Raw genomic sequence first — 13,045 nt, forward strand, 5'->3', positions numbered from 1 at the left:
TATTTTTCTTGCCGGCAGACAAAAAATCTGCCACGCTTAAAGAAGCGAGGGGAGACGAAAGCATGATTCGAAAAATAACGCTGCAGGCGCTGATTGTTTTGCTTGTCATTGCAGTGGTTACGTCCGCGCTTGGGATTACAAATTGGCTCATTGCCAATAATGTAGCGGAATCTAAACGGGCAGAAATAACCGAAACAGTCCGTATGACTTCCAGGCTGATGGCGGCTTCCGTAATCGTGCGAAACGGTTTGAGCGGTGGTGACGAAGCGGCGGTCCAGTCATTTGCGGAAAAAACGAGAAAGCAGATTGGGGCCGATTACATTACCGTATTCGATGAAAACGGCATTCGAAAATCACATCCGAACCTAGATTTAATCGGTCAGCCTTTTCAAGGCGGGGATGAAGGACCTGTTCTTGACGGTGAAGAACATTTGTCTACTGCCGAAGGCTCACTCGGGCTGTCTGTTCGATATTTTACGCCTGTTTTTTCTGAACAGGGAGAGCAGATCGGCGCTGTTGCGGTTGGGATTACGCTTGAAAAAATTCAAGAAGCCGTTGTGGATAGCCGGCGCATCATTTATGCCGGTTTAGCTGCGGGCCTAACAATCGGACTTATGGGAGCATTATTTTTAGGACAGCGCGTCCGTAAGGTGATGTTTGGTCTTGAACCAGTCGAAATTGCCCGCCTTCTTGAAGAACGAAGCGTCATGCTTGCATCAACGCATGAAGGAATTCTCGCGGTAGACCGGGCTGGATCCATCAAGCTGCTTAACGAAGCTGCGGCAGCGCTTTTGCGAAAAACAGGCTTAACGGGTCCGTTCGAGGGGAAAGAAGCAGGGGATCTCATGCCGCATATTCCGCTTGACAAAGTGCTGGAACGAGCTGAACGGCTAATCGATGAAGAGCTGGAGATTAATGGTACATATTTTTTTATAAACAGCTCGCCATTAATCGTAGAGGATAAAATTATTGGAGCCGTAACAACGATTCGGGACCGCACAGAAATGAAAAAATTAGCGGAGCGGCTGAGTGGGACGGAAATGTATGCGGAAGCGCTGCGGGCGCAGACGCATGAATTTATGAACCGGCTGCACGTTATTTTAGGCATGTTGCATATGAACCAATACGATGCACTGCCCATTTATATACAAGAAATTAATATTCGCTACCAAGATAACATCGGTTATTTATCGAAGCGGATTGCTGATCCTGTTGTGGCAGGTTTTTTGCTGGCGAAAATGAGTTTTGCGGCCGAACAGGGAAAAGAAGTCATCTTAGCAGAAGAATCGTTTTTGCCGGAACAACGAAGCAGCCGTATTGCTCATGAGTTAATCACAATACTAGGAAACCTTATTGATAATGCATTGGATGCGACAGAGCAAAAAGGCCGGCCGGTAACAGTTTTGATTGAATCCGGTTCAGATCTTATGACGATCGAAGTAAAAGACCATGGCAAAGGGATGGAATCGACAGACGGTATTTTTGAAAAAGGACGATCAGAAAAAGGTGACAGCCGAGGATATGGATTGTTTCTCGTCAAGGAAAGTGTTGATTTGCTGAATGGGACCATTTATGTGCTTTCTAAAAAACAAAAAGGAACGATTGTCGAAGTGAATATACCGTTTGATAGAAAGGAATGAAAAGAATGCTTCGTATTTTAATTGCAGAAGATGATCCAATGGTAGCGGAATTAAATCGCTGTTATGTTGATTCAGTAGCCGGTTTTGAAGCGATTGGCATAGCAAGCCTGCCAGAAGAAGTGCTGAATAGAGCGCTGGCTGAAAAACCGGATTTAATTTTGCTTGATATTTATATGCCGGGAATGACCGGGCTGAAAGTGCTTGAAAAGCTGCGGGCTGCCGGATCTCCGGCGGACATCATTATGATCAGTGCCGCCAATGATATGGGCAGCGTCCAAAAAGCGATGCAGCTTGGGGCGGTGGATTATTTAATTAAGCCGTTTCAATTTGAACGCTTTCAACAGGCGCTGCTGGCTTATGCGCAGCGGCGGCATTTTTTCAGTGAGTCAACCGATATAAAACAAAGTGATATTGACGCATTGCTGTTTCAAACAGAACAAACCGCTCCGCCTTGCGAATTACCGAAAGGACTGACGAAAGAGACGTTGTCCATCGTCTGGAATGCGATTAACGAAACGGGTCAGTCAGATTTTTCAGCAGAAGACATTGCATTTGCATCAGGGGTATCACGTGTATCCGTCCGGAAGTATTTATCTTTCTTGCAGGAAGCAGGATTATTGATGTCCGATGTATTATATGGAGCGGTTGGACGTCCTCAGTCTCGTTATCGGGTTCATAAATCGGAAAAAGACCGCATCTTTCTGTATATATAATGAAAGCGTTTGCTTTTTTTATTTACAAAACTCTTTCTTTTCTTTTTTAATCTCTTTTTTGGTCGCTGATCGATTAGAATTCAGTTACGAACAAATTGTGACAATAAAAGGGGAGGAATTTGAATGCAGCAACTTGCCGCAAATGTATGGAATGAGTGCTGGAACGCACATGATAAAATAAAACAGCTTTTGTTTTTTGCTTTACCAAAGAAAGCGGATTCAAAAACGGTCCGAATGAATGAAAGTGCCACGCCAGACACAAAAGGGCCAAATGATCCAGGAAACCGCTATATGAAGCCGTCACAATGGGTCGGTTTTTTGCTTGGTCCGCTTTTATTTTTCGCTATTTTATTCTTTTTTTCGGCGGAGGGGTTAAATCCCGAAGCAAAAGCTGTACTGGCTGTAACGGTTTGGGTTGCTGTCTGGTGGATTACAGAAGCGATTCCAATTCCAGTAACATCGCTGTTGCCGATTATTTTGTTGCCGATTACCGGTGCGCTTGACGGTGATACTGTTACTGCCGCTTATGGCGACCCAATTATCTTTTTGTTCCTTGGCGGTTTTATGATCGCGATAGCAATGGAAAAGTGGGATCTTCACAAACGAATCGCAATGAACATCGTTGCGTTAATGGGGACAGGCTCAAAGAAAATTGTTCTCGGTTTTATGATTGCAACAGGCTTTCTATCCATGTGGGTATCCAATACGGCAGCCGTTATGATGATGATTCCAATTGGAACCGCTATCACATATCAGGCGGCACAAATTGTGAAAAAATCAGGGGATAAATCGATTGATATTAGTAGCTTTGAAAAGACGATTATTTTCGGTATCGGATTTGCTGGAACAATCGGCGGGCTTGGCACGTTAATCGGCACACCGCCTAATATTATTATGGCTGCGGCTATCAACAGCCTGTACGGAGTCACGGTTTCTTTTGCGGATTGGATGTTCTTAGCGGCTCCTGTCGTGTTGATTTTATTGATCGTTTCGTGGCTGTACCTTGTGAATATTGCGTTTCCGATTAAATTCAAAGAACTTCCAGGCGGCATGGAATTGATTCGCTCTGAGAAGAAAAAACTTGGCAAAATGAGTTCAGAAGAAGCGTTAGTACTTGGCGTTTTTCTCTTCGCTGCCTTTATGTGGATTACCCGCACATTCCTTTGGGTTGACATTATTCCAGGTATCAGCGATGCGATGATTGCGATTATAGCAGCCGTATTATTATTTATTCTTCCGTCCAAAAATAAAGGCGGGGCATTACTGGATTGGTCAGTATCACGTGATCTGCCTTGGGGTGTCCTCCTTTTATTCGGAGGCGGCCTTGCGATTGCCGCTGGTTTTGGCGAAACGGGTCTTGCCGAATGGATCGGGAATCAATTAACGGTTCTTGATGGCTTGTCTATATTCCTTGTGGTTGTTTGTGTGACGGCGTTCATTTTGTTCTTAACAGAAATTACGTCAAATACAGCGACGGCAACGATGATTATGCCTGTGCTGGCTGCACTTGCACTTGCATTAAATGTGCATCCGTTTATTCTTATGATGCCGGCTGCAATGGCAGCTAATTGCGCCTTTATGCTTCCGGTCGGCACGCCGCCAAACGCAATTATTTTCGCCACTGGCAAAATTACCATTCCGGAAATGGTGAAAGCGGGCTTTTGGATTAATATGTTTGCGATTGTAATGATTGTCGGTGCCATGTACTTAATTATGCCGCTTATCTTTGGTGTTGATATTTCCATGTTCCCGGCTGACTTTAAATAAGCTTTACAAAGACCGTCTTCATTTAAAAGGAGACGGTCTTTTTGTGGAACTATTTTCATGTCCATTCGTATAAGAAAGAAATGAAAAATGGGAGAAACCACAATGAATATGACCATGCTGGAGCAAAATACAGAGGTACTGCGCCGAACATCTGGAAAGTGGGTCGATAAACGGCTCGTTTTATGGTGGCCTCGTCATCATCAAGTGGCTGAACTGGGCTTGTCCGGTTTTTTAATGTCCAGCTCCAGGCGGTCAGGCCCTCGGTCATAAGCGGTCACAGCTGTGTGGCAAAGAGCGCCACTTCACTGGTCCGTCTTACGCCTGCCGGGCCTGGGCGACCGCCTTCCGCTTGGGTCCGCAGGATGCGCGTCATAAAGGCGTGGCGGCACGACGCCGCGTTCTTAGTCTTTGATCCTTTAGTACTTGACGTGAATTGTCAGAACCGTTAAACTACAACTAATATACCTTTAGTACATTAGCGAACTAAAGTAAAATACATGTGATCGGGTGATGAAAAGATGTCAAAGCTGTTAATGTTTGAAAAGCCAGTTGGAATGCGGGATACATTGCCGCACATTTATGAAACGAAACGAAAGTTAAAAGAAGCGGCGGAAAGTGCCATGAGAAGCTGGGGATACCGTTTTATTGAAACACCGGCGCTTGAATATTATGAAACAGTTGGAGATGCCTCGGCGATTTTAGACCGCCAGCTGTTTAAGCTTCTGGATCAGCAGGGAAATACACTCGTGCTGCGCCCGGACATGACAGCGCCAATTGCCCGTGTAGCCGCAGCGAAATTATTGAAGGAGCGTGTCCCGTTGCGCCTTGCGTATTCAGCAAGCGTGTATCGCGCTCAGCAGCGTGAAGGCGGACGGGCCGCTGAATTTGAACAAATTGGTGTTGAAATGATTGGCGATAATACGATGAGCGCGGATGCGGAAGTGATTGCGTTGCTTGTATCCGTCATGAAGCAGGCGGGGCTTGAAAACTTCCAGCTCTCTCTTGGCCATATTCGATTTACCGATGAGCTGTTTCGTCAAATTCTTGGAACGGAAGAACGGTCCGAGCAGCTGCGCCGGTTTTTATATGAAAAGAATTATGTCGGCTACCGTGAGCATGTAAAAAGCTTGCCGCTGTCGTCAATCGACAAACAGCGCCTTCTTCAATTTTTAAGCTTGTCAGGCGGCATAGAGTGCCTCGATGAAGCAGTAAAGTTGGTCGAAGGAAGTGCCGGTATTGAAGCGCTTGATGAATTAAAATCAGTGTTCAGCCGCTTACAGGAATACGGTGTGGATCAATACGTCACATTTGATCTGCCGCTTGTCAGCCATATGAGCTACTATACGGGACTTGTCTTTGAAGTGTATGCAGATGGTGTCGGGGCACCTGTCGGAAACGGAGGGCGTTATGACGACTTACTCCAAAAGTTCGGCTACCCGGCTGGCGCAACTGGATTTGGTCTGCGTGTGGACTTTTTACTGGAAGCACTGGAACAATTAGAAGAAGAAGCGGGTGTTCATTGTGTATTGTTCAGCAATGAGCGGCGCATTGAAGCCATACAGGAAGCGCAAAAACGCCGTGCAGCAGGAGAATATGTTTTGCTTCAAGACGTGGCGGGCGTAAAAGATGTCGATAAATTCACCGAAACGTGCAAAAGCGTAACGTTTTTTGTCGGGAAATCAACAGGAGGGAACGCATAAATGTCGATGTTAACCATTGCAATGCCAAAAGGACGAATTTTTGAAGAAGCGGCTGCTTTAATGCAGGAAGCAGGATATCAATTGCCGCCGGAATTAGATGAATCCCGCAAACTGATTATTGAAGTGCCGGAAGAAAATATGCGCTTTTTCCTGGCAAAACCGATGGATGTCGCCACATATGTAGAGCATGGTGTGGCAGATATCGGCATTGCGGGCAAAGACGTGCTTCTTGAAGAAGAGCGTGATGTTTATGAACTGCTTGATTTAAAAATCAGCCCATGCTACCTCGCTGTTGCAGGAATCCCGGATACGTCATTAAATGAAGTGGCGCCGAAAATCGCCACAAAGTATCCAACAGTCGCATCCGCTTATTTCCGGGAAAAAGGCGAGCAGGTGGAAATTATCAAATTAAACGGATCGATTGAACTAGCGCCATTAATCGGCTTATCAGACCGGATTGTTGATATTGTCTCAACCGGCCAGACGCTTCGGGAAAATGGGCTCGTTGAATACGAAACAATCGTTGGCATTACTTCCCGTTTAATTGTGAATCCAGTCAGCTACCGGATGAAAAACAAGGAGATTTCGACACTCGTCAGCCGTTTAACGGATACGATTGAAGAAAAGGCGGTGCAATAATCGATGATCAAAATCGAAAAAGTGACAGCGGGACTTTCAATCAAACGTTCTGTTGATGCGGGTACGGAAGAGCAGCAGAGCATCGTACGTGACATTATTCAAGATGTTCGCAATAACGGTGACCAGGCACTTTTCGCGTATACGGAAAAGTTTGACGGAGCGAAATTGTATAGCTTAAAAGTCACACAGGATGAGATAAACGAAGCTTACGCAGCGCTTGATGACCAAATGATTAAAATTATTCGTGAAGCTGCAGACAACATTGCTGACTTCCACGCAAAGCAAAAACGGGAAACGTGGCTATATACAAACGCGGACGGTTCAATTTTCGGACAAAAACTGACGCCTCTTGATTCGGCTGGAGTCTATGTGCCTGGTGGGACAGCTGCTTATCCTTCCTCTGTGTTAATGAATGTCATGCCGGCAAAAACAGCCGGTGTGGGACGGATCGTCATGGTGTCGCCGCCAGGGAAAGATGGCCGTCTTCCGGCAGGTGTTCTTGTTGCCGCTGATATTGCCGGTGTGAAAGACATTTTTAAAGTCGGCGGGGCGCAGGCGGTTGCGGCTCTTGCGTACGGAACTGAATCGATTAAAGCGGTCGACAAAATTACCGGGCCGGGCAATATTTTTGTCGCGCTTGCTAAACGGGAAGTGTTTGGTGATGTCGACATTGATATGATTGCCGGACCAAGTGAAATCGCAGTGCTGGCGGATGAAACTGCCTCTGCAAAAGAGGTCGCGGCCGATATGCTGTCGCAGGCAGAACATGATACGCGCGCATCCGCAGTTCTTGTCACAACGTCAGAGCCGCTCGCAAAAGAAGTGGCACTTGAAATCGAACAGCAGCTGTCTACATTGCCACGCGCGGATATTGCGCGTCCATCGATCGCACAGCACGGAGCGATTTATATCGCAGCAACGATGAAAGAAGCAGTGCGGACGATTAATGACATCGCGCCTGAACACTTGGAAATACTAACAGAAAATGCGCTTGAATATGTAAAGGATATTAAACATGCGGGCGCCATTTTTGTTGGACGGTATTCATCAGAGCCGGTGGGTGATTATTTTGCCGGACCGAATCACGTACTGCCGACAAATGGGACGGCTCGTTTTTCAAGCCCGCTCAATGTGGACGACTTCATGAAAAAATCAAGTATTATCATGTACAGCAAAGAAGCCTTCGATAAGCACGGAGCGAAAATTGCTGCGTTTGCAAGACTTGAAGGATTAGAAGCACATGCCCGCGCAATCGAAGCGCGCAACGAATAAAAGAAAGAAGGCTGAACAATGGGAAATCGGAATGCAGAACTGCAGCGCTACACAGGCGAAACAAAAATTGATCTCGCATTTGAAGTAGATGGTGAAGGGAAATCTAATATCCAGACAGGTGTGCCATTTATGGACCATATGCTGGATTTGTTTACGCGCCACGGCCACTTTGACTTAACAGTAAAAGCAGACGGTGATGTCGAGGTAGATGACCACCATACAACAGAAGACATTGGTATCGTGCTTGGCATGGCATTGAAAGAAGCACTCGGCGATAAAAAAGGCATTAAGCGTTATGGCAATTTTTTTGTCCCGATGGATGATACACTGGCTCAGGTTGTAGTGGACTTAAGCAACCGCCCTCATTTTGAAATTCGCGGAGCGGAATTCCCCTCTCAAAAAGTCGGCACATTTGATACGGAACTTGTGCATGAATTCTTATGGAAATTCGCACTTGAAGCCCGCATGAACTTGCATGTTATTATTCATTACGGAACAAATACACATCATATGATTGAAGCGGTATTTAAAGCAATGGCCCGCGCGATTGATGAAGCGGTCACGATTGACCCGCGCGTGAAAGGTGTACCGTCAACGAAAGGGATGTTATAAATGATCGGCATTATCGATTACGGCATGGGCAATTTGTTCAGCGTATCTAAAGCGCTCGAACGGATTGGCATCCCATATATCATCAGTGAATCACCAGAGGAATTAAACAACACAAAAGGTGTTATTTTACCGGGTGTCGGTGCGTTTAAAGATGCAATGGCGCGTCTTCGTGAAAAAGAACTCGACCAGTTTATACATCAATATGTTGACAGCGGCCGCCCGCTCCTAGGCATTTGCCTTGGCATGCAGCTTTTATTTGAAGAAAGCGAAGAAAACGGCCAGTTTCAAGGCCTCGGTTTATTAAAGGGACGGATCATCCGCATTCCGGACCGCGATGCAGACGGTGGACGGCTGAAAGTACCGCATATGGGCTGGAACAAGCTTCATTTCCATCAAGAGGCACCTGTGCTGGAAGGCATTGAAGATGGCTATGTTTATTTTGTCCATTCCTATTATGCAGACGGAGTAGGGGAGCAGGCTCTTCTGGCCAGTGCGGAATATGGCGTACATGTGCCGGCAGTTGTTGGACAGGGCAATGTATCGGGCATGCAGTTTCACCCGGAGAAAAGCAGTGCAACCGGCATGCAGCTGTTAACAAATTTTGCAAAAGCAATGGAACGATCGGAGGACATGTTATGAGCTTTACCATTTATCCGGCAATCGATATGCGTGGCGGCAAATGTGTCCGCCTTGTGCAGGGCGATTATGATCAGGAAACAGTATACGGCGACTCGCCGTTTGATATGGCGAAATCATTTGTCGAACAAGGTGCAGAATGGATTCATATGGTGGATCTTGATGGCGCCAAAGATGGCCAGCGCGTAAATGACACATTTGTCATTGAAGCAGCTCAAAAGCTGAATGCAAAAGTACAAATCGGCGGCGGTATCCGGTCAGAAGAAGACGTCAAGCATTATTTGGACAATGGTGTGGATCGTGTCATTATCGGCAGCCTTGCTGTGAAAGAACCAGAACTTGTGAAAGATTGGCTTCGTACATATGGAGATAAAATCGCCATCGGACTTGATGCCAAAGATGGGTATGTGGCGACACATGGCTGGCTCGAGACGTCATCTGTGAAAGCAGTGGATCTTGCAAAAGAATTTGCGGAAGCGGGAGCAGAGACGTTTATTTTTACGGATATCGCAAATGATGGCATGCTGTCGGGTCCAAATACAGAAGCAACAGCCCAACTGGCACGTGCAACTGGCAAGAATGTGATTGCATCAGGAGGCGTTAGCTCGTTAGAAGATTTGCGTGATCTTGCAAAATGGAAAAATGATGGGTTATCAGGTGCCATCTGCGGGAAATCCATTTACACTGGCCGTTTCACTGTAAAAGAAGCGCTGGAGGTGGCGGCCGAATGATGACGAAACGCATTATCCCGTGTCTCGATGTAAAAGAAGGACGTGTCGTTAAAGGAATTCAATTTGTTGAGCTTCGTGACGCAGGAGATCCAGTGGAGCTTGCGCGTGTTTATGACGAGCAAGGTGCGGACGAGCTCGTGTTCCTTGACATTTCCGCTTCGGTGGAAGGACGGAAAACGATGGTTGATGTGGTGCAGGCTGTTGCATCAGAGCTTGCGATTCCTTTTACGGTCGGCGGAGGCATTAATGCGCTCGATGATATGAAACGCATTTTACGTGCGGGCGCAGATAAAGTATCATTGAATACAGCGGCTGTAAACAATCCGGATTTGATTAATGAAGGAGCCGCATTTTTCGGCTCGCAGTGTATCGTCATTGCGATTGATGCGAAATATGATGATTCGATCGGCACGTGGCGCGTTTATACACATGGTGGACGCACGCCAACAGACCGCACAGTCATTGATTGGGCGAAAGAAGCGGTCGAACGTGGTGCCGGTGAAATTTTGCTGACGAGCATGGATGAAGACGGCAGTAAACAAGGGTTTGATATCGCGCTGACGAAGGCGGTCGGCGAAGCGGTTTCGGTCCCGATCATTGCTTCAGGCGGAGCCGGGGGTGCCGAACATTTTTTGGATGTGTTTACAGAAGCGAAAGCCGATGCGGCGCTGGCAGCTTCTATTTTTCACTATAAAGAAACCGGCGTTGGAGAGGTAAAACAATTTTTGCGAAATGCAGAGGTGAACGTCAGATGATTGACGAAGTGAAGTTTGATGAAAAAGGGCTTGTCCCTGCGATTGTACAGGATGCAACAACGTATGAAGTATTGACGCTTGCTTATATGAACAAGGACTCTCTCCAAAAAACGATGGAAACAGGCGAAACGTGGTTTTACAGCCGGTCCCGTCAAGAGCTTTGGCATAAAGGCGCAACAAGCGGAAACACACAAAAAGTGACCTCGATGCAGTTTGACTGCGATAAAGATGCGATTGTCGTTAAAGTAGAGCCAGCGGGCCCGGCCTGCCACCGTGGTACGAAAAGCTGCTTTGATGAACCGTTTTACGGAGAAGACAATGCGTCACTTCCGTACTCAATTTTGCAGCAGCTTGAGCAAGTCATTGCCGATCGCGAGCAAAACCGTCCGGAAGGCGCTTATACGACGTACTTATTTGAAAAAGGCGTCGATAAGATTTTGAAAAAAGTCGGTGAAGAAGCGGCAGAAGTGATTATTGCCGCGAAAAACCGCGACAAAGAAGAATTGCAGTGGGAAGCAGCCGATCTATTGTATCATCTGCTTGTATTATTGCGTGAACAAGAATTGGCGCTTGATGATGTGCTGTCTGTTCTTGCACGCCGCCACGAAGGCAAAGGAAAAGAATAAAGGAAAAGCCGGTCCAGCGGTGGACCGGCTTTTTGCTATGTCTAGCTTCAGACGCCATCAGCTTGAGGGCTCACAGGATGTGAGTCACAAAAGCGTTGCGGCACGATGCCGCGTTCTTGGGCCTACAGGATGTAGGTCACAAAAGCGTTGTGGCACGATGCCCCGTTCTTGGGCCTGCAGGATGTAGGTCACAAAAGCGTTGTGGCACGATGCCACGTTCTTAGCTTTTGTTCCATTTATCCAGCCAAGCTCTTCTCGAGGCAAAAAGCGCCTCCGCCAGTAATTGTCCTCTGTTTAGCGCTGAAAGACTTGCGCCTTGCGCTTTTCTAACTATTTTTCTCTGAATACGTATGCTATACTACATAAGTTAATCATATAGAACGTACGGAGGATTTTCATGAGGAATGACTCAATGCGCCGGAAACAAAAAGAGAATGTTGTCTCGTTTTTTCCGACAGGAGAGTTTTATTATATAAAAGGAATGAAGGCACTCGAAAAAAGAGAGCTTTTAAAAGCGAAAAAGTATTTTTCGCGTGCAATGGACTTAGAGCCGCTGGAACCGATTATCGCCTGTCAACTGGCGATCGTGGAAACAGAGCTTGGGCATTATGAACAGTCGAACGGATTGCTTCATTTTGTGCTTGATGAGCTCGATCCGCATATGACGGAGTGTCATTATTTTCTTGCAAATAATTATGCGCATATCGGGTCGTTTAAAGAAGCATTCCGCCATGCACAAATGTATTTGGATTTGGACGAGCAGGGCGAATATAAGGAAGATGCGGAAGACTTGCTTGATTTAATTACACTTGACAGTGAAGAAGCATTTGAGGATTTATCGGAACAGGACGACATGATGGAAATGCAGGAAGAGTCGCGTTATTTGCTCGAAAGCGGTAATTTTGCAAAAGCAGTCATACATTTGGAAGAAACGGTGAAAAAATACCCTGATTTTTGGGCTGCTTACAATAATTTGGCACTGGCGTATTTTTATCTCGGACAGTCGGAAAAAGCACATGGCGTACTTGAAGATGTGCTGGAACGCAATCCTGGCAATCTGCATGCGATCTGCAACAAAATTGTCTTTTATTTTTATGAAAAAAAGCAGGAGCCGCTTGCTTATTTAGCGGATCAATTAGCAAAAATCCAGCCGCTTATTCCAGATCAGCAATTTAAAGTTGGCGCGACTTTTGCGTTAATCGGACGTTACGAAGAGGCGTACCACTGGCTGAAAAAGCTGCAGAAAAGCGGGTTTGAGGGAGAAGCAGGCTTTTATTACTGGCTGTCGTACGCGGCACATTACACAGGGCGGCCGCAAACAGCACGATCCGCATGGAAAAAAGTGCTCCGTGACAACCCTGAAAAAGAAGGGCTCGAGCCGTGGAGTTCCGGAAAAGACGAAAGCGAAATTGAGCGAAATTCAGAAGCCATCGTCGGCTATTTAAATGGAGAGCGCGATGAAGAACGGTTATTTGGGATTTTTTTGCTATCACTTGCCAGTGACCATAAAGAAGTAATGACCCATCCCGGTTTTTGCGACATTGACCAATTGCAGCCGCATGAAAAAATTTATATGGCAGATATTCTTGGCATGCCGGTGGACAACTCGCTTTTGGTGGAAATGAACACAAGACTTGCACATGAAACGGCGCTCGTTTTGTATCATCATTTTCGTCCGCTTGGCCAGCAGGAAGCGGGACTGTTTCTTATGTGGTTCTCTATTTTCCTTGAGCTCCAATACCAGAAAGTCAATTTATCAAAGCCGGCGGGTCTTGCGGCAGCGGTAGAATATGTATGGCGAAAACTTCGCAATGAACCGTTTAGTCAAACAGAAGCCGGGGAAAAATATAACGTATCTGTTTCGACGGTGCAAAAATATGCAAAATTTATTCGCGAGCACCTTCTTTGAGCAGAATAATAGACGGAATGAATGAAATTCAGTACGATAAAAGTA

At 46.3% G+C, this 13,045-nt stretch carries 13 protein-coding genes; all 13 read left to right on the plus strand.

Annotated features, from left to right (window positions below):
- Positions 1-62 precede the first annotated feature (62 nt).
- The 13 genes from dcuS (at position 63) to BA724_RS03500 (ending at position 13,000) form a co-directional block, all read left to right on the plus strand.
- A complete protein-coding gene (gene dcuS / locus BA724_RS03445; RefSeq protein WP_069937347.1) occupies positions 63-1,640 on the plus strand; it encodes a DcuS/MalK family sensor histidine kinase in 1,578 nt (525 codons plus the stop codon).
- A gap of 5 nt (positions 1,641-1,645) precedes the next feature.
- Positions 1,646-2,353 carry a response regulator gene (locus BA724_RS03450; RefSeq protein WP_069937289.1) on the plus strand — a complete coding sequence of 236 codons (708 nt, stop codon included), beginning with the start codon at positions 1,646-1,648 and terminating at the stop codon, positions 2,351-2,353.
- A gap of 123 nt (positions 2,354-2,476) precedes the next feature.
- Positions 2,477-4,120 carry an SLC13 family permease gene (locus BA724_RS03455; RefSeq protein ID WP_069937290.1) on the plus strand — a complete coding sequence of 548 codons (1,644 nt, stop codon included), beginning with the start codon at positions 2,477-2,479 and terminating at the stop codon, positions 4,118-4,120.
- Positions 4,121-4,222: 102 nt separating this feature from the next.
- Positions 4,223-4,390: a hypothetical protein gene (locus BA724_RS18430; RefSeq protein ID WP_169818482.1), complete on the plus strand. Its 168-nt coding sequence runs from the start codon at positions 4,223-4,225 to the stop codon at positions 4,388-4,390.
- Between the two features lie 248 nt (positions 4,391-4,638).
- Complete coding sequence (locus tag BA724_RS03460; protein ID WP_069937291.1) at positions 4,639-5,820, plus strand: ATP phosphoribosyltransferase regulatory subunit; 1,182 nt, start codon at positions 4,639-4,641, stop codon at positions 5,818-5,820.
- Positions 5,821-6,459: an ATP phosphoribosyltransferase gene (hisG, locus tag BA724_RS03465; protein WP_069937292.1), complete on the plus strand. Its 639-nt coding sequence runs from the start codon at positions 5,821-5,823 to the stop codon at positions 6,457-6,459.
- A 6-nt stretch (positions 6,460-6,465) separates the two neighbouring features.
- On the plus strand, positions 6,466-7,731 hold the full coding sequence (gene hisD / locus BA724_RS03470; RefSeq protein WP_069937348.1) for a histidinol dehydrogenase: 1,266 nt from the start codon (positions 6,466-6,468) through the stop codon (positions 7,729-7,731).
- An 18-nt stretch (positions 7,732-7,749) separates the two neighbouring features.
- Entirely contained in the window at positions 7,750-8,343 is a 594-nt protein-coding gene (gene hisB, locus BA724_RS03475; RefSeq protein ID WP_069937293.1) for an imidazoleglycerol-phosphate dehydratase HisB, read from the plus strand.
- The gene (gene hisH / locus BA724_RS03480; protein ID WP_069937294.1) at positions 8,344-8,982 is read left to right on the plus strand and encodes an imidazole glycerol phosphate synthase subunit HisH; all 639 of its coding nucleotides are present in this window, start codon (positions 8,344-8,346) and stop codon (positions 8,980-8,982) included.
- Positions 8,979-9,710, plus strand: a complete 732-nt coding sequence (gene hisA, locus BA724_RS03485; RefSeq protein WP_069937295.1) for a 1-(5-phosphoribosyl)-5-[(5-phosphoribosylamino)methylideneamino]imidazole-4-carboxamide isomerase — start codon at positions 8,979-8,981, stop codon at positions 9,708-9,710. The genes hisH and hisA overlap by 4 nt, the downstream gene beginning before the upstream one ends.
- On the plus strand, positions 9,707-10,465 hold the full coding sequence (hisF, locus tag BA724_RS03490; protein ID WP_069937296.1) for an imidazole glycerol phosphate synthase subunit HisF: 759 nt from the start codon (positions 9,707-9,709) through the stop codon (positions 10,463-10,465). Before hisA ends, hisF begins: the two co-directional genes overlap by 4 nt.
- On the plus strand, positions 10,462-11,091 hold the full coding sequence (hisIE, locus tag BA724_RS03495) for a bifunctional phosphoribosyl-AMP cyclohydrolase/phosphoribosyl-ATP diphosphatase HisIE (protein ID WP_069937297.1): 630 nt from the start codon (positions 10,462-10,464) through the stop codon (positions 11,089-11,091). The genes hisF and hisIE overlap by 4 nt, the downstream gene beginning before the upstream one ends.
- 397 nt (positions 11,092-11,488) lie before the next feature.
- Positions 11,489-13,000: a tetratricopeptide repeat protein gene (locus BA724_RS03500; RefSeq protein WP_069937298.1), complete on the plus strand. Its 1,512-nt coding sequence runs from the start codon at positions 11,489-11,491 to the stop codon at positions 12,998-13,000.
- The last annotated feature ends 45 nt before the right edge of the window (positions 13,001-13,045 follow it).

The organism is Domibacillus iocasae (assembly GCF_001750285.1).
Classification (GTDB): Bacteria; Bacillota; Bacilli; order Bacillales; family Domibacillaceae; genus Domibacillus; species Domibacillus iocasae.

What these genes read in the sequence shown, in the direction of transcription:
- dcuS (WP_069937347.1), top strand. Translation starts at nt 63, where the DNA reads ATGATTCGAAAAATAACGCTGCAGGCGCTGATTGTTTTGCTTGTCATT.
- BA724_RS03450 (WP_069937289.1), top strand. Translation starts at nt 1,646, where the DNA reads ATGCTTCGTATTTTAATTGCAGAAGATGATCCAATGGTAGCGGAATTA.
- BA724_RS03455 (WP_069937290.1), top strand. Translation starts at nt 2,477, where the DNA reads ATGCAGCAACTTGCCGCAAATGTATGGAATGAGTGCTGGAACGCACAT.
- BA724_RS18430 (WP_169818482.1), top strand. Translation starts at nt 4,223, where the DNA reads ATGAATATGACCATGCTGGAGCAAAATACAGAGGTACTGCGCCGAACA.
- BA724_RS03460 (WP_069937291.1), top strand. Translation starts at nt 4,639, where the DNA reads ATGTCAAAGCTGTTAATGTTTGAAAAGCCAGTTGGAATGCGGGATACA.
- hisG (WP_069937292.1), top strand. Translation starts at nt 5,821, where the DNA reads ATGTCGATGTTAACCATTGCAATGCCAAAAGGACGAATTTTTGAAGAA.
- hisB (WP_069937293.1), top strand. Translation starts at nt 7,750, where the DNA reads ATGGGAAATCGGAATGCAGAACTGCAGCGCTACACAGGCGAAACAAAA.
- hisH (WP_069937294.1), top strand. Translation starts at nt 8,344, where the DNA reads ATGATCGGCATTATCGATTACGGCATGGGCAATTTGTTCAGCGTATCT.
- hisA (WP_069937295.1), top strand. Translation starts at nt 8,979, where the DNA reads ATGAGCTTTACCATTTATCCGGCAATCGATATGCGTGGCGGCAAATGT.
- hisF (WP_069937296.1), top strand. Translation starts at nt 9,707, where the DNA reads ATGATGACGAAACGCATTATCCCGTGTCTCGATGTAAAAGAAGGACGT.
- hisIE (WP_069937297.1), top strand. Translation starts at nt 10,462, where the DNA reads ATGATTGACGAAGTGAAGTTTGATGAAAAAGGGCTTGTCCCTGCGATT.
- BA724_RS03500 (WP_069937298.1), top strand. Translation starts at nt 11,489, where the DNA reads ATGAGGAATGACTCAATGCGCCGGAAACAAAAAGAGAATGTTGTCTCG.